Below are 18147 nucleotides of genomic sequence, written 5' to 3' on the forward strand. Positions count from 1 at the left end.
ACGTCGCCCCATGTTGTCTTAGACAACGCGAGGCGACGTTTGGTTCCCGAGGCTGCGGAAAAATTTTCCGCAGGGAGGGGAGGGGCTACTTAGCGGCCTCCTCCACGAACTCCTTCTCGGTGAGGCGATCGGCCTTGTTGCTCAGCTCGATGGACTTGTCGAACTCATCCAGAACCTTCGCGGAAGGTGCCTTGGTCATCAGGGTCACACCGACCATGAAGACCACGTTGGCCAGCACGCCCGGGATCATCTCGTAGAGGCCGAACGGCTTATCGGCGATGCCGAAGTTAGCCAGGCCGCCCCACAGGAAGCTGACGACCGCACCGGCAATCAGACCAGCGATCGCGCCCGGGGCGTTCAGGCGACGCCAGTACAGGGAGGCGATGATGACCGGGCCGAAGGCGGAACCGAAGCCGGCCCACGCAAACTCGACCAGGCTCAGCACGCCGGAATCCGGCTTGGCCGCGATGACCACCGCCAGCAGAGCGACAGCAAGCACTGCGAAGCGGGAGAGCACCTGCAGCAGGCGATCGGACGCGTTCTTGTTGAACAGGCCCTTGTAGATGTCCTCGATCAGTGCAGAGGAGACCACCAGCAGCTGGGAGGAAATCGTGGACATGATGGCCGCCAGCACAGCGGTGAGCACCAGACCCGCGATCAGCGGGTGGAACAGGATCTGACCCATGTCCAGGAAGATCGTCTCGAAATTCACCTGGTCAACGATCTGGATGTTCGGGTTCTCGGTGAAGAACGCTGGTCCGATGATCGCCACGAAGACGGTACCGATCATGGACAGACCCATCCAGGTCACGCCGTAGAACATGCCCTTGCGTGCGGAGCGCGGGGTACGCAGCGCCATGAAGCGCACGATGATGTGCGGCTGGCCGAAGTAGCCCAGGCCCCAGGCGAGACCGGAGATGATGGTCACGAAGCCCACGCCGTTGAACAGGGAGAACCAGTTCGGGTTCGGCTCCAGGCCGGAGGCGCCGTAGGCGTTCTCCGTCTGGAGGCTGAAGATCTGGCTCGGGTCATCCATGTGCAGCACAGCGAAGATCGGCACCAGGATCAGGGAGATGAACATGATGCAGCCCTGCACCGCATCCGTGTAGGACACAGCGAGGAAGCCACCGACGAAGGTGTAGATCACGGTCACACCGGCAATAACAGCAATGCCGACGGCGTAGGAGGAGTCGAACGTCGACTCGAAGTAGCGGCCACCGGCGACCATGCCGGATGCCACGTAGAAGGTGAAGAACAGCAGAATCACGAGGCCAGAGACCACGCGAAGCACGTGGGACTTGTCCTCGAAACGGTTCTCCAGGAAGCTCGGCACGGTGATGGAGTTATCCGCCACCTCGGTGTAGGCACGCAGGCGCGGTGCGGTGAACCACCAGTTGAGGGCGCAACCGGCCAACAGGCCGATAGCCACCCAGAGCTCAGAAAAGCCAGATACGAAGATCGCGGCAGGGAGGCCCATGAGCAGCCAACCGGACATGTCGGAGGCGCCAGCGGACAGGGCTGCGACGAACGGGTTTAGGTTTCTGCCGCCCAGCATGTAGTCCTCGTACTCGTCGGTCTGCTTATAACCGAGGAGTCCAATGAACATCATGACGATCAGGTAGATCACCATGGCTGTGACGAACCATGCTTGGTCTGTCATACAGAATGTCTCTTTCTTTGTAGGGTCGGAGACTTCCTGAAAGACCACCCGGGGCCGATGAAAAGCCGGCCGAATGGTTAGTCGAAGTCAGTATTTAAAACTTGAGCATGGCCATGATGCCAAAATTCTCGACGCTTTTCTGCTAAAAGCCTGAAAAAAGACCGAAAAAATGCCGTGTTCCTGAGCTCTAGTGGCAGGGGGTTAGGTCGCGTACGTGCAGCGATTCGGTGTGTCCGCGGGGCATGGTAGATCCTTATAACTATGGGATCTGCTTTTCTGCTGCACGCACTCGTACCCGCCGGGGGCGGCGTGCAGCTGTGGGCCGAAAAGGTCGACGGCCGTCAGATCGTCATGCGTAGCGAGGACATTCCCGCCGGGCAGTGGCCCGACGAGCTGCGCGCCGTGCTGGCCGCCAAACCGCTGCGCTCCCGGGGTCTGGTGCTCGTCTCCACGCCGAGCGGTAAACCCACCACGCTTGCGATCCCCACCGCGGCGTGGGTGCCTGAGCAGTCCGTGGCCCTGCTGGAACATCTGCGCCGGATCGCCGCCGACCCCGAAGTTCGCACCGGGTTGAGCCCCGAGGTGATCTTCCTTATCGACCTGTTCGAATACGTCGAGGCTGCCGTGAAGGCAGGGCGGGTCATGGTGCGGATGGAGCGGCAGGATCAGCAGTGGCACCCCAGATTCACATTGGCCACCGCCGGGGAGCATTCCGCGGTGCTCAACGAGTTCCGGGCGCAACTCCCCGGGGTCCTGGCGCGCAACGGGGACGGGGACGTGGTGGGGGATGCCGCTGATGACTGGGCACATTGGATGGCCGTGAGTCTTATCTCCGATCGGGCCCGGCCCCCGGAATATGAGGAGCTGGAGAGCCCCCTGGTCACCGACCTCCTCGCCGGGCGTGCTACCGCGAAGGCGGGGCCCGCCACCGTCACCGCGCTCAATGAATGGCGCAGCAGCGCTAGGGAAGCAGCCACCCAGTTGGTTTTCCGGCTCACGGATCCGGCGGACGCCCGGGAGGTTGGGGCGCCGGTGGTGGCGTCGTCCCTGGCAGAAGACCGCTCCACTGCCAACCGGGAACGTGAGCAGAACCAGGCGGGCGATGACACGGCGAAGCAATTCACCTGGCGGCTGGAAGTGGGCCTGTCGGCGGATGGGGCGCCGGCCGAACCGATCAACACCGCGACCACCGGGGATGATCAGGCGCGCAAGATCCAGCGGCGGCTGCACCAGGCAGCAAAGGTGTGGCCCCGTTTGGGCAGACACCTAGACTCCGTCGATCGCTGGGCAACCGTGGGCCGCTGGCTCCCACCAGAGTCCACCTACACCGGGGACCCCGCCCTTGATCTCCAGGTGGCCTTCAGCGTGGACCTCGACGACGTGGCGGATCTACTGGACACCAAGGCCAGCCGGCTGCAGGAAGCCGGCTTTCCCGTGATGATCCCGCGCGCGTGGGCCCCGAAAGCCACGCAGGTGGGAGCTAAGTTTCAGGCAGTGGGCTCCGGGCCGGGCTCCGGAAAGCTCGGGATGGACCAGCTCCTGGACTTCGAATGGAACCTCTCGGTGGACGGCACCCCGGTTGGCGAGGCGGACAAGCTGGAGCTCATCAGTTCTGCCCGCCAAATCGTGCAGGTCAATGGGCAGTTCGTGTTCCTGGACAAGAACTCGCTGAGCAAGGCTCGCGGGTGGCTCAGCGCGCTCACGGAGGCGGCGGAGAGGGATGCGTCGGAGCTCAGTAAGGTCACGCTGGCAGAGCTGCTGGAGGCGGAGGCCGCCGCCGAGGCCCGCGGAGACGATGACCCGGACCACAACATCCGGGTGGATATGGACGGCTGGGTGCGCCAGCTCTTCGACCGTGAGAACGCGGTCGCTCCCGCCAGGCACGTGGAGCTTCCCACGACGGTGCTGACCGAATTGCGTGAACACCAGCGCCGCGGCGTGAACTGGTTGGCGTGGATGGCAGAACATGGCCTGGGGGTGATTCTGGCCGATGACATGGGGCTGGGGAAGACCCTGCAGGTGCTGGCCTTGCTTGCTTGGGAGAAAGAAGCGACATCGGCGCGGGATGCGGGCCAGGAAGCTACCGGCCCGACCCTTGTGATCGCGCCCACCTCGGTGCTTGCTGCTTGGCAGTCCGAGGCCGTCCGCCACATCCACGGCTTTTCCGTGCTGGTGGATCACGGGGCAGGGAAGGTCAGCGACGCCGAGTTCCCGGAGCACGCTCGGCAGGCGGACCTCGTCGTCACCAGCTACGGGACAGTAGCCCGCAACCCGGCGCGTTATCAGAAGATTCAGTGGCAGCGCGTGGTCGCCGACGAGGCGCAGAACATCAAAAATCCCGCGACAAAACAGTCCCGGGCCGTACGCGGGATTCCCGCCAATCACCACATTGCACTCACCGGCACTCCGGTCGAAAACCGGCTTTCCGACCTCTATGCCCTCATGGACTTCGCGAATCCGGGGATTCTGGGATCGGCCGCTGCGTTTCAGAACCGCCTGGCGATCCCCATCGAGCGGTATCAGGACGCCGGCGCGACCGAACGTCTTAAGCGGATCGTGGAGCCTTTCATCCTCCGGCGCCTCAAAACGGATCCCGCCGTGGGGGTGGCGCTGCCCGAAAAACGGGAGCACGTGGAAGCCGTGCCGCTATCGGCTGAGCAGGCCAGCCTCTACCAGGCGTATATCGCGCAGGTCGAGGAAGCGCTGGAGCAGGGGTCCGCCAGCCGCCGGGGCCTGATCCTGGCCTCTCTGGTGAAGATCAAGCAGATCTGCAACCACCCCGCGCACTTCGCAGGAGACGGCTCGGGGATCCTGCGCGGTGGCAAGCATCGCTCCCCGAAGATCGAAAGGATTGTCGAACTCATCGGCCAGGCCGTAGCGGAGGGCAAGAAGGTGCTGCTGTTCACGCAGTTCCCCTCCTTCGGCCGGATGCTGGCGCCCGCCATCGAGGCCGAGTACGGGATGCCCGTGCTGCAGCTCGATGGCGCGGTGAGCCGGTCCCGCCGCACGGAGCTGGTGGCGCAGTTCCAGCGAGATAGCGGGCCGGGCGTCATGCTGCTCTCGGTGCGCGCCGGGGGTACCGGAATCACTCTGACCAGGGCTTCCGTGGTGATTCACATTGACCGCTGGTGGAACCCAGCTGTGGAGGACCAGGCGACGGACCGCGCCTATCGCATCGGTCAGGAACAGGACGTCGATGTGTATAAATTTGTCTCGGCGGGCACCCTCGACGAACGCATCCATGAGATCATCACCGGCAAGCGGGAGCTCGCCGGAACTGTCGTGGGAGAGGGCGAGGGATGGATCGCGAGCCTGAACGATGATGATCTCGCCGAGCTCTGGCAGCTGCGGGAATCCTCGGACGTGTCTGCTGCGGATGCTACATCTTTGGCTACAAAGGTTTCTGCTGCAGATAACCAGTCAGAAGGAGGTGGCAGATGAGTAGAAGGAACTCCCCACGGACCACGTGGGACGGCAACGTCATCCTCGCGGATTTCGGGGCCCGCCGCCGTGCGGAGACAGCCACCCCGCGAGTGAAGACACCCGTGCCCGCGGACGCGCTGGGGCCGGAGAGCTGGGCTGGGGCCCAGGTGTTGGAGGCTGTCACTGGCGCTACCGACCGTGGTCGATTGGAGCGCGGCCGGGAGTATCACCGGGATGGCCACATTCAGAGCATGGAGCTGAGCACCAACACGGTGGTGGGGATAGTCGCCGGCACCCAGCCGCAGCCCTTCGAGGTGGTGATCAAGGCTGCTGCGCTGAGTGCCAAGAGAAGGGACTTTATCGCCGCAGAGGTCGCCGCTGACCCCGCGCTCGTGCGGACCATTGTGCGTGGGGACGCGCCGCCGACGGATCTCGCCGCGATGCTGCTGCGGCCCGACCAGATTCTTTTCGAGGGCTGCACGTGCCCAGATGGGGCGCTGGTGTGCAAGCACGCGGTCGCCGTAGCCTATCAGCTAGCGAGCACCTTTAACCACGACCCCGCAGCCATCCTGCAGTGGCGAGGGGTGGAGGCCGCAGAGGCTGTGCGCAGCGTCCAGCTCGGCCACGTGGGGGAGCAGGAGGGCAATTCAGCCCAGCCAGATTCGAGGAGCGCGTCCCAACAGGCCCCGGAAGTGCTCGACCAGGCGGAGTTCTGGGGCTCGGAGGAACGCCGGGTGAGCTGGTCGCCGCCACCCGTGGAAAGTGGGTTGGAGCTCGGGGATCGCGACGCCCTGATGCGCGCGCTGCGCAGCCTGAGCTGGACCAGTGTCGATCAACTGCAAACGATGCATGAGCTGGAACTGTGCCTGGAGATGATCACTGATGACTCCGGGCGTTTCGACCCCACCCCGTGGGCCCGCCCGGTGACGGGCACGAGGATGAAGTGACAAGGTGAAGAACATGAGCGATGCACAGCTGACAACGGCGTCTTCCCAGCCAACCGAAGGCGGTGTGGGCGCGCATTCGGTGCGCTTCCTGCACACCTCCGATTGGCAGATCGGGATGGGTCGGCGCTTTCTCGGCGAGGATAACCAGCGGCTCTTTGACGAGGCTCGCCTGGCCGCCGTGGAGAAGCTCTTCGCGGTCGCTGACGACCGGCAATGCGAGGCCATCGTCGTCGCCGGGGATGTTTTCGACGATAACCTCCTGGCGGAAAAGACATGGACGCGAATCCTCGATGTTCTGCGCAATGCCCCGGTTCCGATCTACCTGCTGCCAGGCAACCACGATCCGCTTAACCCTGCGAGCATTTACCATCAGCCGAGCCTGCAGCAGCTGTCTCCAGACAACGGCGGGAAGGTCACCGTCCTGCAGGATTCTTCCCTGAGGACGCTGCGCGAGGGCGTGGAGATCATCGGAGCGCCGTTGCTGAGTAAGGTGGCCAGCGAGGATCTGGTGTACCGGGCGCTTCACGACCTGGCGCCGGCCGGGAACACAATCCGCATCGCGGTGGGCCACGGGCACACGGAGTCGCGGGACAGTGTCGCGGATCCGTCGGTGATCGACGTCGCCCGACTCAGCGAGCTCGCTCAGCAGCGCGTCGTCGACTACGTGGCCCTGGGAGACACGCACTCCGCAATGCCTCTCGATGAGCGTGGGGTGGTGTGGTACTCCGGTGCTCCGGAGGTCACTGATTTCAAGGAGCCCGACGGCGGTGGTGAGTCCAACTCGGGCAAGGCGCTGGTCGTGGATGTCGGCATTGACCCGGAGAACCCGGCTGAGCCCGCGGCGGTCACCGTGGAGCAGGTTGAGATTGGGCAGTGGCGCTTCCTGGCGATGACGGAGGACATTAACTCCCCAGAGGACGCCGAGGACTTCCTGGCGAAGCTGGCCAGCCTGCCGCAACCGCGATCGACCGTGGTCAAGTACGCGCTGCGGGGGAGCATCGACCTGATGACGGATATCCGGCTGGAGACCGCTCTGGCTGAGCAGCGTCCCCGCTTCGCCGCGCTCTACGAGCGAACCCGGCTGATGGATCTGCACGTGTCCCCGGAACTATCGGAGCTTCGCGGGGCCCTCCAACTACGGGGCTACCCAGAAATCGCGATGGAAAACCTGCTCGCCGTCGCCGAAGACCAGCGGGAGGCCCAAGGAACTCGAGATCAGGCCACGGATGCCCTGAAACTCCTTTATCGCTTGGCAGCCGGCGTGCAGGCCAAGGAAAGCTAGGTGACGAGGACAATGACTAACCCACAGCAGCACAATGCCGGAGCCGGTCTGACCATCCACCGCCTGACCTTGGATGACTTCGCGGGGGTGCCGCACGTCGACCTCGACCTGGCAGATTCCGGGGTCACCGTGGTTCACGGGCGCAATGAATCTGGAAAGTCGACCCTGCTCACGGCCATGAAGCTCCTGCTCAACACGAGCGTGAATACCAAAACCCGCAAGCAGGAGGTCATGGCGCTCAAGCCGGTGGGCAGCAATGGCAAGCCCACGGTCGCCGCGGAGATGAGCATCGGGCCGTACCGGCTGCGGATTGAGAAGAGCTTTGGCACTGGCCGACATGCGGCCACACTCGATGTCTCGGCACCCACCGTGGAGAACCTGGTGGACCGGGAGGCCGAGGAGCGTTTTGCGGAGATCCTTAACGAGACGGTGGATCGCACCCTGTTGGATGCGCTGACAGTGGAGCAGGGCGCGAGCCTGGAGGCTTTCTCCGCTGGCCGAATCCAATCCCTCAGCACCGTTCTGGCGGCGCAGAGTGACCAGAGTGCGGATGCCGATACCGGCCACGAAGTGGATGCCACGGCCGCGGAGCTGCTCGCGGCGATCGAGAAGGAATACGATCGCTATTTCACCGCCAAGGGGGCGGTGAAGAGGAACGGTGAGCTGCAGGCGGCCCGTGACGAGCACGAGGCCGCAGAACGAGCTTTGGTGGAAGCCACCGAGACTTATGACGGAGCACAGCGGCAGATCCGGGCGATCACGGAACTGGAAGAGGAGGAACGCCAGGCTGCGGCGGAGCTGCCCGAGGCGAAACGGACCGTCGAGGAACTCGAGGAACAGCTGCAGACCGCCCGGGCGGCACAGGAAAAGCTTCGGGGCTTCGAACGCGAGGTCAAGAACGCGCACCAGGCACTCGATCTAGCGAAGTACCGCCATGACGCGCGGAAGAAGCAGGTTGAAGCGGTGACTGGCAAGCGAGCCGAGCTCGAGAAGGAACAAGAGCGGCGCGATGAGCTCGCAACGAAGGCGGCCAAGGCTGAGGAAGAACAGCAGAAGCTGAAAGCGGAATATTCCAGCGCTGCCGCGCAGCAGCGATTCGCGCGAGGCTACGTTGCCTGGGCGCAGGCTGGCACCGAATACCGAGCGGCGGAGAAGAACCACCAGAACGTCGCCGAGCGCGCAGCGGAGGCAGAAAAGACGGTGGGTAGGCTGCGGGAGCTGGAGAATAAGCTCGCGGAGAACCCGGCGACCCAGCAGGCCCTGGACGCGCTGAGTAGCGCCAACACCCAGCTTGCCGTGGCGACCGCGCAGCAGGAGGCAATCGCCACCGAGGTGAAGATCACCGGTCCTGCTGGCACGGTGCGCGACGGCGAGGAGGATGTCGAACTCACGGCGGAGGGATACCGCACCCTGGTGAGTTCCCCGCGTCAGTTCGCACTCGGGGACTACCGCGTTGCGGTCACTCCGGCCCGAGACACCAGCGAGACGGAGACCGCGGTGAGCCGTGCTCGGGAGCAGGTCGCCCAGGCATCGAAGGCCCTCGGCATCGAGGACGGGGACACGGAGGCCGCTCACCGGCTGGCCCAGCAACGGCGCGCCCTGGAAAACGATCGCGACGAGGCACAGCTGGAGCTGCGCGGAATCACCGGGGGCGTGAGCTCCCAGGACCTGCAGTTCAGTGTGGAGCAGTCCAGCCGAGAGCTGGTCACCGCAGGTGAGAAGCTATCCGACCGGGCCCGCGCCGCGGCCAATATCTGGCGGGAGCTGGGCGGGAATGCAGAGCGGGCCGAGGAATTCGGCCTTGAACCCGAGCTGGAAGAACAGCTCGCCCAGTTAACGCGGGACTCGTCGCGAGAAGCGACGGAGGACACAGAGCCGCAGGTCGCTGAGGCCCAGACTGCGGGGGAGCAGGACCCAGGACACAAAGCCGAGCTTGCGGGGCTCGTGGTCGATCTGGAAACAGCACAACTGTTCCTCGAGCGCAGCGAGGCGCGGTACACCGCAGCTCAGCAGGCCAAGGATGCGACGGAGCACTCGCAGATCCTCCAGGAGCACAAGCTGGCAGAACTCAATGCTACGCAGCAGGCGCAGCAGCTCGCGGCCGCAGAGGACGAGTTGGCGCAGCAGCGCGAAGAGGCCAGCGACGAGCAGCTGGCGGAGGCCGTCGCCGTGCAGAACAGCGCGTTGGTGGAGGCTGCCGCGATTCGCGATGAGGAGAAGGAGAAATACGAGTCCGCCGCCACCGCCGAGCAGCTTGAGGGCCTCCTTAACGGTGAGAAGGCGGGTCTCGGGGTGCTGCAGAAAAACGCCACGCAACGCGGCCAGGAGCTCGTCCGCCTGCGCACCGAGTTGGCCGGCCGCGAAGGCGCTGCGGAGGCCAAGCGTGAAGCGGCAGCCGGGGCGGAACGGGCCGCTCGCACCCTGGCTGCCGTCACTGCCCGGGCGGAGGCCGCCCAGCTTCTGTGGGAGACGATGAATGAGGCTCGTGCCGAGCTGCGGGGTCGCTACTCCCGCCCGTTGTCCGAGGCCTTCCATATCCTTGCTCGCACCATCTACGGTCCGGGGGTCCAGTTCGAGTTCGACGAGGACTTGCAGGTGAGTCGCCGCATCGACGACGGCGTGGCCCTCGACGTGTCCTCCCTGTCCGGTGGTGCGAGGGAGCAGATCAACCTGCTTTCCCGGCTCGCGGTGGCATCGCTGGTGGCCCGGGGTGGGGGAGTGCCGATCATTATTGACGACAGCCTCGGTTACAGCGACCCGCAGCGCAGCAGGGACATGAACGTGGTGCTGTCCCAACTGGGCGAGCAGCACCAGATCATCGTGCTGACCTGTGATGCGCAGCGCTTCTCCCGCGTGGTGGGCGCCAAGCAGGTGGACATGGTTCAGCTGCGCCGTGGTGGGGAGTAGCCCCGCGGCATAAAAAGGCCCGGGTGGAACGCGCAGTGAACGCGCCCCACCCGGGCAATAAAACGTGCCCCCGAGACGATTCGAACGTCCGACCGCTGGTACCGGAAACCAGTGCTCTATCCCCTGAGCTACGGAGGCATCAGATCGGTAGTCTAGCACCCTGGGTGCAAGCGGAGGCAAAAGCACCCCGCCGAACAGCGTGCCCAGCGCATACGGATGGGGGCGACGAACCCGCATTACGTGCTGATAAAGTCTTTAGGCGTGACTCCAGCAGAACTTTCCGAATTCATTGCACGCATCGCCCGCGAGGTCCTCACCGAGCGCGGACTGGACGCCTCCGTCGTCCCCGATAACCCAACGGTCGAGCGCCCGCGCAACCCAGAGCACGGCGACTACGCCACCAATGTCGCCATGCAGACCGCCAAGAAGGCCGGTACGAACCCCCGTGAGCTAGGCACCTGGCTCGCCGAGAAGCTGGCCGCTAGCCCGGAGATCGACGAGGCCAGCGTCGCCGGCCCTGGCTTTATTAACATCCGTCTGGCCGCCGCCGCGCAGGGCAAGATCGTCGAGAATATTCTCGCCGCCGGCCAGGATTTCGGCCGCGGAGATGCCTACAAGGGCACGAAGATCAACCTGGAATTCGTCTCTGCTAACCCCACCGGACCGATCCACCTGGGTGGTACCCGCTGGGCCGCCGTTGGCGACTCCCTTGGTCGTCTGCTGGCAGCTCAGGGCGGCGAGGTGACCCGCGAGTACTACTTCAATGACCACGGTGGCCAGATCGACCGCTTCGCGAAGTCCCTGCTCGCCGCCGCGCGTAATGAGCCCACCCCGGAAGACGGCTACGGTGGCCAGTACATCCAGGACATCGCCGCCCAGGTCGTCGAGGCGAACCCGACCTGGGGCGAGCTCTCCGACGCGGACGCCCAGGAGCTCTTCCGCGCCCAGGGCGTGGAGCTGATGTTCGACCACATCAAGACCACGCTGAAGCAGTTCGGCACCGAGTTCGACGTCTTCTTCCACGAGAACTCCCTCTTCGAATCCGGCGCGGTGGACAAGGCCATCGAGGAGCTGAAGTCCAACGGCAACCTTTACGAAGCCGACGGGGCGTGGTGGCTGCGCTCCAGCGATTTCGGCGACGATAAGGACCGCGTCGTCATCAAGTCCGACGGCAACGCTGCTTACATCGCCGGCGACATCGCCTACATCGCGGATAAGATCAACCGCGGCCACGACCTGTGCATCTACATGCTGGGTGCGGATCACCACGGCTACATCGCCCGCCTGCAGGCAGCCGCCGCAGCGCTGGGTTATGACCCGCAGCAGGTGGAGGTCATGATCGGCCAGATGGTGAACCTCGTCCGTGATGGCGAGGCCGTGCGCATGTCTAAGCGCGCCGGCACCATCATCACCCTCGACGACCTGGTCGAGGCCATCGGCGTGGACGCGGCCCGGTACGCGCTGATCCGCTCCTCGGTGGACTCCTCCCTGGACATCGACATGGACCTGTGGGCCTCCCAGAGCAACGAGAACCCGGTGTTCTACGTCCAGTACGCCCACGCCCGCCTGTGCTCCCTGCAGCGTAAGGCCGATGAGCAGGGAGTGGACTTTGCCGGCGCCGATCTCTCGCTGCTGACCCACGACCGCGAGGGCACGCTGATCCGTTCCCTCGGCGAGTTCCCGAAGGTGGTCCGCACGGCCGCTGAGCTGCGCGAACCGCACCGCATCGCCCACTACGCGGAGAAGCTGGCCGGGGATTTCCACCGCTTCTACGACGCCTGCCAGGTGCTGCCGAAGGCCGACGAACCCACCGGCACGGATGCCGCCCCGGTCTTCCACGCCCGCCTGGCCCTGGCCGCCGCCACCCGCCAGGTGCTGGAGAACGCACTGAGCCTGGTCGGCGTATCCGCCCCAGAGAGGATGTAAGGCTAAACCCGTATGGATCCGGTCACAGCACAACAACCCACACCACTGCGCCGGCGCACCGCCACCACCGAGGAATTCAACCTCATCCCGGCCCACGTCTTCCCACGCACCACGCGCCGGGCAGAGAACGGGGAGGTGGCGATCGGCGGCGTGAGCCTGCCCGAGCTCGCCGCCACACATGGCACCCCGAGCTTCGTCATGGACGAGGCCGACTTCCGCTCCCGCTGTCGGGAGATGGCGGAAGCCTTCGGCGGGGGAGAGCGCGTGCACTACGCCTCCAAGGCCTTCATCTCCACGGCTGTGTGCCGCTGGGTGGCTGAGGAGGGGCTGAGCCTGGACGTCGCGAGCCTCGGCGAGCTGCGCATCGCCCTGCACGCCGACTTCCCGGCCGAGCGCATCACGGTGCACGGCAATAACAAGAATGAAGAGTTCCTGCGTGCCGCCGTCGAGGCGGGCGTGGAGCTCATCGTGATCGACTCGCTGCAGGAGATCGCCGAACTGTCCCGCGTGGCCCGCGACCTGGGCACCACCCAGGACGTCCTGGTGCGCGTGACCCCGGGCGTGCACGTCGATACCCACGAGTTCATCGCGACCTCCCACGAGGACCAGAAGTTCGGCTTCTCCCTGGCCTCCGGCAAGGCCAAGCAGGCGGCCGAGGAGTGCCTCGCCGCTGATGGCCTGGTGCTGCGCGGCCTGCACTGCCACGTCGGCTCCCAGGTTTTCGATGCCGACGGCTTCGTGCTCGCCGCCGAGCGCCTGCTGGGCCTGTGGAAGCAGCTGCTATCCCACGAAGCCACGGGGGCGGATTTCAACGTCCTCGACCTGGGCGGCGGCTATGGCATCGCGTATACCCCGGACCAGGAGGCGCTTGACGTGGCCTCCGTGGCACGCAACCTGCTCGCGAAGGTCGCCGAGGCGGCCGAAGAAGCGGGCGTGCCGACCCCGATCGTCAACGTCGAGCCGGGGCGCGCGATCGCAGGCCCGGCCATGGTGACCATTTACCGGGTCGGCACCGTCAAGGACGTCGAGACCAGCGACCACACTGTGCGCCGGTACGTCTCCGTCGACGGCGGGATGAGCGATAACATTCGCCCGGCCCTCTATCAGGCGGAGTACGACGTCCGGGTGGTCAACCGTGAGGTCTCCGGCACGCTCGTCCCGACCCGTATCGTCGGTTCCCACTGCGAGTCCGGCGACATTCTGATCAACGATGTCCCGGTTCCCGACGACGTCGCGCCGGGCGACCTGTTGGCCATCGCGGCTACGGGGGCGTACTGCTACTCGATGTCCTCCCGCTACAACATGTTCCTGCGCCCGCCGGTGATTACCGTGGCTGATGGCCAGGACCGGGTGATGATTCGCCGGGAGCGCCTGGAGGATATTTTGGCCCTCGAGGGCTAGGGAAGGTCTGCCCCGGTAACGCCGGGCACACCCGTGAAACATAAAACTAGACAGCTTGGTCTATGTGGGTTAACCTCTGACCTAAGCGAATAACAGCTTGGCCTACTGTCGCTCGCTAGAATGGCTAGCCGACGCCACCAAAGGCGAGCGCAAAACCAACAACAACATTGGGAGAATATTCATGACTGACGCATCGGCGCCCACCATCCGCCCGGGTAAAGGACTCGACGCCACTATTGGTGTTGCACTGCTGGGCATGGGCACAGTCGGTGCTGAGGTTTACCGACTGCTCAACGAGCGTGCCGACGAGTTCGCGGCCCGTATCGGCGGGCCGCTGGAGGTCCGCGGTGTTGCGGTCTCCGATCTGTCCCGCCCGCGCGAGGGGGTCGACCCCGAGCTGCTGACGGACGACGCGCTCTCCCTGGTGCAGCGCGAGGACATCGACCTGGTCATCGAGGTCATCGGCGGCATCGACTACCCACGCCAGGTCGTCAACGCGGCCCTGAAGGCCGGCAAGTCCGTGGTCACGGCGAACAAGGCCCTCATCGCCGCCCACTCCGGCGAGCTTTCCGAGGCCGCCGAGTCCACCGGCGCTGACCTCTTCTTCGAGGCAGCCGTCGCCGCGGCCATCCCGGTCGTCGGCCCGCTGCTGCGATCCCTGGCTGGCGACAAGATTGAGTCCGTCATGGGCATCGTCAACGGCACCACCAACTACATCCTCGACGCCATGTATGAGCGTGGGGCCAGCTATGACGAGATGCTCGCCGAGGCCACCGAGCTGGGCTACGCCGAGGCCGACCCGTCCGCGGACGTCGATGGCCACGATGCAGCCTCCAAGGCTGCGATCCTGGCATCCCTGGCCTTCCACTCCCGCGTCTCCAGCGAGGACGTCCACACCGAGGGAATCCGTAACATCACCACCCAGGACATCGAGGCCGCCCGCGCCGCAGGCTGCACCATCAAGCTGCTCGCCCTGTGCGACCGCGTCACCCAGGCCGACGGCACCCCAGGTGTGTCCGCCCGCGTCTACCCGGCGCTCGTCCCGCTGTCCCACCCGCTGGCCAGCGTCTCCGAGTCCTATAACGCCATCTTCGTCGAGGCCGAGTCTGCCGGTCGCCTGATGTTCTACGGCAACGGCGCCGGCGGTGGCCCGACCGCCTCCGCCGTCCTCGGCGACGTCGTCGCCGTGGCCCGCAACATCATCCACGGTGGCCGCGGTCCGCGCGAGTCCACCTACGCCGCCCTTCCGATCGCTGATTTTGGAGACGTCGTGACCCGGTACCACGTTGACATGCTGGTGGAGGATCGTGTGGGCGTGCTCGCCGAGATCTCCAACGCCTTCTCTAAGCACAACGTCTCCCTGAAGACGGTGCGCCAGGAGAACAAGGACGACCTGGGCGCCCGCCTCGTCGTCGTGACCCACAGCGCCACCGAGAAGGACCTGGAGGAGACGGTCGCCACGCTCAACGAGCTCGACGCCGTCCGCGAGGTCCACTCCGTCATCCGTATGGAAGGTAAGTAACAGCAATGGCGACTGAGATCCCCGTCGGCCGCAAGGTTCGGGTCAAGGTTCCGGGTTCTTCCGCGAACCTGGGCCCCGGATTCGACTCGCTGGGTCTGGCCTTGAGCATCTACGACCATGTCGAGGTCGAGGTCATCGACTCCGGCCTCGAGGTGGAGGTCACCGGCGAGGGGCAGGGCGAGGTGCCGCTGGACGAGCGACACCTGGTCGTCCGCGCGATCCGTGCCGGGTTGAAGAAGGCGGATGTTATCGCCCGTGGCCTGCGGGTGCGCTGCAATAACTCCATCCCGCAGTCCCGTGGCCTGGGTTCCTCTGCCGCCGCCGCGGTCTCGGGCGTGGTGGCGGCCAATGCGCTGGCCGGGGATGTCCTGGACACGGACACGATCATCCAGCTCGCCTCGACCTTCGAGGGGCACCCGGATAACGTCGCGGCTTCCGTCCTCGGCAGCGCTGTCGTGTCCTGGACGAACATCCCGGTCGACGGCACCGAGCCGACGTACCACGCCTCCCCGGTCACGGTGCACCCGGATATTCGCGCCACCGCGCTGATTCCGAATTCCCACGCCTCCACCGAGGCTGTGCGTCGCGTGTTGCCGAGCGATATTCCGCACCTGGACGCCCGCTTCAACGTGTCCCGCACCGGCGTGCTGCTCGTTGCTCTGTCCAAGGACCCGAGCCTGCTGTGGGAGGGTACCCGGGACCGGATGCACCAGCCATTCCGCGCCGAGGTGCTGCCGATCTCCTCCGAGTGGGTCAACCGCCTGCGCAACCAGGGCTACCCGGCGTTCCTCTCCGGGGCGGGTCCGACCGTGCTGGTGCTGTCCACCGAGCCGGTGGAGGAGGCGCTCCTGCAGGAGGCCCGCGATCGTGGCATCCGGGTCGAAGAACTGACGGTAGCCGGGCCGGTGACCGTCGAGGACGCCTAAGCGGCTGACCGCGAACTAGCGGAAGCGGGCGAGGCCGCCGCGCAGGCTGGCCAGCCCCGTGATGCCGCGTCGCTCCAGCGCATCCACCGCGTGGGCGGAACGAGCCCCGCGCGCGCAGACCACGACCGCCCCGTTTTCCACCTCCGGCGGGGTGTAGCCGCCCAAGATCTCGGCCAGCGGTACATTGATCGCCCCGGGCAGGTGGAATTCCGCGAACTCTTTGGGCTCTCGCACGTCGATGATCGTGCTCCCCGGGGGAACCTCGGTGACCTCCACCGGACCATGCGGGGGCGTGCCCGTGCGCACCTGCTCGGTCACCGCCGGGTTGGCTGCCACCGGGATCTCCTCCCAGCTCGCGGTCAGGCTGTCGTAATAAGCGAGCCGGCCGAGCAGTGGGCGGCCCACACCTGTGATGAGCTTGATGGCCTCCAGGGCCATCGCTGAACCCACGATGCCCACCAGCGGGCCCAGGACACCCGCCTGCGAGCAGGAGGGCACTGCACCCGGCGCGGGCGGGGTGGGGAAGAGGTCCTCGTAGATCGGCCCATGACCAGCCCAGAACACCGATAGCTGCGCTTGATAGCCCAGGATCGAGGCCCAGACGTGCGGGATGCCCAGCCGGGCAGCCGCGTGACTGGCGACGTGCCGGGTGTCGAAGTTATCGGTGCCGTCGAGGACGAGGTCCGCGCCCTCCAGGAATGTCAGCGCGTTCTCCCAGGTCAGTCGCTCGACGACCGGATCGATGTGGACATCGGGGTTGAGCTCCGTCATCCGCGCGCGGGCGGAATGAGCCTTCGACTCACCCGTCGCGGCGGCGGTGGAGCTATGGATCACCTGGCGGTGCAGGTTGGTGAGCTCCACGGTGTCGTCGTCGATGAGGGTGATCCGACCAACACCCGCTGCCGCGAGGTACAGCAGCGCGGGGGAACCCAGCCCACCGGCTCCGATCACTGCGACCCGCGAGGCAGCCAGCTTCTCCTGGGCCTGTGGGCCCATGAGGGTGACCTGGCGGCTATAGCGCTTGCTGGCGCTTGCTGAGCCTGCAGCGTCGACGGGGTGCGAGGACAATCTTCATGCTCCTTGGGGGATAATGTGCGGGCTTGTGCTCGCGAGGATTTATACCCCGCAGGCGACCTTCCACTGTAGCCCTAAAATGGGACCCGGTAGCCCGTCGCGACACCGCAGAAAGCATTGGTTCTTGCGGCTCGTGCAGGCGGCGTCGAGAAGAACTTGAGGAGCGCAGATGAGCGGCACAGACCAACACAACAACGCAGCACAGCGCAAGAGCGCTGATACGACCCAGCGCAAGATCGCCGACTCGCGCGATGATACGGCCCACCGCAAGAGCGCGAAGATCGTCGTCGTCTCCGACCGCATCGCCGGCGGGGAGCGGGAGAACACAATCGGGCAGGACGCAGCGGCGATTCTGCAGGAGGCCGGGTTCAGCGTCACCGACCTGCTCGTCGTGCCCGAGGGCGCCGAGCCCATCCGGAAAGAGCTCGAACGAGGCATCGCTGATGGGGTGACATTGCTGCTGACCTGCGGTGGAACGGGGCTGGGGCCGCGGAACCTCACCCCGGAAGAAACACTCAAGGTCATCTCCACCCGGCTGGAGACCGTGGAAACCCAGGTACTCGTGGAGGGGCTGAAGAATACGCCCAAGGCCTCGATGTCGCGCGGCGTGATCGGGCTGACCTCCCGGGAGCCGGGCGGCACATTGGTGGTCAACGCCTCCTCGTCCTCGGGCGGAATGCGGGACTGTCTGAAGGTCATCCTGGCGGTCTGGCCCAGCATTTCGGGCTGGATCCGATAGCGCCTAAGAACGGGCTAGCATGGTGCACATGCGTATCCACTACTTTGCCGCCGCCCGCGCCGCCACTGGGGTCAGCGAGGAAACCAGTGAGGGCTTCGACACCCTCGGCGAGCTGCTCGACGATGCGGCAGCGCGGCATACCGGTCGCACGGACTCTGGGTTGAGCCTTGCCGACATCCTGGAACGCTGCACCTTCCTCGTCGATGGCCAGCGGGCCGAGCGCGCATTCGTGCTTGATGGCGCTCAGCGCGTGGACGTCTTGCCACCCTTCGCCGGGGGATAGGGGCTTATTCGGCGCTCGGTGTCGGCCGCGCCCGGCTGCGCGGATGAGCCCACCCCA

At 65.6% G+C, this 18147-nt stretch carries 12 protein-coding genes and 1 tRNA gene; 10 read left to right on the top strand and 3 right to left on the bottom strand.

Translation table 11 applies throughout. The features are described from left to right. Positions 1 to 85 precede the first annotated feature (85 nt). Positions 86 to 1660 (bottom strand): sodium/proline symporter PutP, encoded by a 1575-nt coding sequence (putP, locus tag CU_RS03440; RefSeq protein WP_012359938.1) that lies wholly within the window; start codon positions 1658 to 1660, stop codon positions 86 to 88. A gap of 261 nt (positions 1661 to 1921) precedes the next feature. Here putP and CU_RS03445 point away from each other — a divergent pair, with 261 nt between their 5' ends. The 4 genes from CU_RS03445 to CU_RS03460 are packed head-to-tail and all read left to right on the top strand — an operon-like array spanning position 1922 to position 10219. Further along, positions 1922 to 5101 (top strand): DEAD/DEAH box helicase, encoded by a 3180-nt coding sequence (locus CU_RS03445; protein ID WP_012359939.1) that lies wholly within the window; start codon positions 1922 to 1924, stop codon positions 5099 to 5101. Beyond that, positions 5098 to 6030, top strand: coding sequence for an SWIM zinc finger family protein (locus CU_RS03450; RefSeq protein ID WP_012359940.1), 933 nt, complete (start codon positions 5098 to 5100; stop codon positions 6028 to 6030). Before CU_RS03445 ends, CU_RS03450 begins: the two co-directional genes overlap by 4 nt. Before the next feature lie 13 nt (positions 6031 to 6043). Beyond that, positions 6044 to 7312: a metallophosphoesterase family protein gene (locus CU_RS03455; protein WP_012359941.1), complete on the top strand. Its 1269-nt coding sequence runs from the start codon at positions 6044 to 6046 to the stop codon at positions 7310 to 7312. 12 nt (positions 7313 to 7324) lie between these two features. Further along, on the top strand, positions 7325 to 10219 hold the full coding sequence (locus CU_RS03460; protein WP_012359942.1) for an AAA family ATPase: 2895 nt from the start codon (positions 7325 to 7327) through the stop codon (positions 10217 to 10219). 65 nt (positions 10220 to 10284) lie between these two features. Here CU_RS03460 and CU_RS03465 read toward each other — a convergent pair. After that, positions 10285 to 10357 (bottom strand) — tRNA-Arg (locus CU_RS03465). Between the two features lie 123 nt (positions 10358 to 10480). Between CU_RS03465 and argS the strand changes: the two genes are divergently transcribed. The 4 genes from argS (at position 10481) to thrB (ending at position 15994) form a co-directional block, all read left to right on the top strand. Beyond that, positions 10481 to 12145, top strand: coding sequence for an arginine--tRNA ligase (argS, locus tag CU_RS03470; protein ID WP_041628466.1), 1665 nt, complete (start codon positions 10481 to 10483; stop codon positions 12143 to 12145). A gap of 12 nt (positions 12146 to 12157) precedes the next feature. After that, entirely contained in the window at positions 12158 to 13546 is a 1389-nt protein-coding gene (gene lysA / locus CU_RS03475) for a diaminopimelate decarboxylase (protein ID WP_012359944.1), read from the top strand. Positions 13547 to 13727: 181 nt separating this feature from the next. Further along, positions 13728 to 15068 carry a homoserine dehydrogenase gene (locus tag CU_RS03480; protein WP_012359945.1) on the top strand — a complete coding sequence of 447 codons (1341 nt, stop codon included), beginning with the start codon at positions 13728 to 13730 and terminating at the stop codon, positions 15066 to 15068. A 5-nt stretch (positions 15069 to 15073) separates the two neighbouring features. Further along, the gene (thrB, locus tag CU_RS03485) at positions 15074 to 15994 is read left to right on the top strand and encodes a homoserine kinase (RefSeq protein ID WP_012359946.1); all 921 of its coding nucleotides are present in this window, start codon (positions 15074 to 15076) and stop codon (positions 15992 to 15994) included. Between the two features lie 15 nt (positions 15995 to 16009). On the opposite strand, the gene CU_RS03490 is transcribed toward thrB, so the two are convergent. Beyond that, positions 16010 to 17062 carry a ThiF family adenylyltransferase gene (locus CU_RS03490; protein WP_012359947.1) on the bottom strand — a complete coding sequence of 351 codons (1053 nt, stop codon included), beginning with the start codon at positions 17060 to 17062 and terminating at the stop codon, positions 16010 to 16012. 175 nt (positions 17063 to 17237) lie between these two features. Here CU_RS03490 and CU_RS03495 point away from each other — a divergent pair, with 175 nt between their 5' ends. Together CU_RS03495 and CU_RS03500 are read left to right on the top strand one after the other, a co-directional pair. Continuing rightward, a complete protein-coding gene (locus tag CU_RS03495) occupies positions 17238 to 17807 on the top strand; it encodes a molybdopterin-binding protein (RefSeq protein ID WP_012359948.1) in 570 nt (189 codons plus the stop codon). Positions 17808 to 17835: 28 nt separating this feature from the next. Beyond that, positions 17836 to 18090, top strand: a complete 255-nt coding sequence (locus tag CU_RS03500; RefSeq protein ID WP_173362308.1) for a MoaD/ThiS family protein — start codon at positions 17836 to 17838, stop codon at positions 18088 to 18090. Positions 18091 to 18147: the final 57 nt, after the last annotated feature.

Origin of the sequence: Corynebacterium urealyticum DSM 7109 (assembly GCF_000069945.1) — a bacterium.
Classification (GTDB): Bacteria; Actinomycetota; Actinomycetes; order Mycobacteriales; family Mycobacteriaceae; genus Corynebacterium; species Corynebacterium urealyticum.

Coding starts and splice junctions, on each gene's coding strand:
- putP (WP_012359938.1), bottom strand. CDS start 1,660: ATGACAGACCAAGCATGGTTCGTCACAGCCATGGTGATCTACCTGATC.
- CU_RS03445 (WP_012359939.1), top strand. CDS start 1,922: ATGGGATCTGCTTTTCTGCTGCACGCACTCGTACCCGCCGGGGGCGGC.
- CU_RS03450 (WP_012359940.1), top strand. CDS start 5,098: ATGAGTAGAAGGAACTCCCCACGGACCACGTGGGACGGCAACGTCATC.
- CU_RS03455 (WP_012359941.1), top strand. CDS start 6,044: ATGAGCGATGCACAGCTGACAACGGCGTCTTCCCAGCCAACCGAAGGC.
- CU_RS03460 (WP_012359942.1), top strand. CDS start 7,325: ATGACTAACCCACAGCAGCACAATGCCGGAGCCGGTCTGACCATCCAC.
- lysA (WP_012359944.1), top strand. CDS start 12,158: ATGGATCCGGTCACAGCACAACAACCCACACCACTGCGCCGGCGCACC.
- CU_RS03480 (WP_012359945.1), top strand. CDS start 13,728: ATGACTGACGCATCGGCGCCCACCATCCGCCCGGGTAAAGGACTCGAC.
- thrB (WP_012359946.1), top strand. CDS start 15,074: ATGGCGACTGAGATCCCCGTCGGCCGCAAGGTTCGGGTCAAGGTTCCG.
- CU_RS03495 (WP_012359948.1), top strand. CDS start 17,238: ATGAGCGGCACAGACCAACACAACAACGCAGCACAGCGCAAGAGCGCT.
- CU_RS03500 (WP_173362308.1), top strand. CDS start 17,836: ATGCGTATCCACTACTTTGCCGCCGCCCGCGCCGCCACTGGGGTCAGC.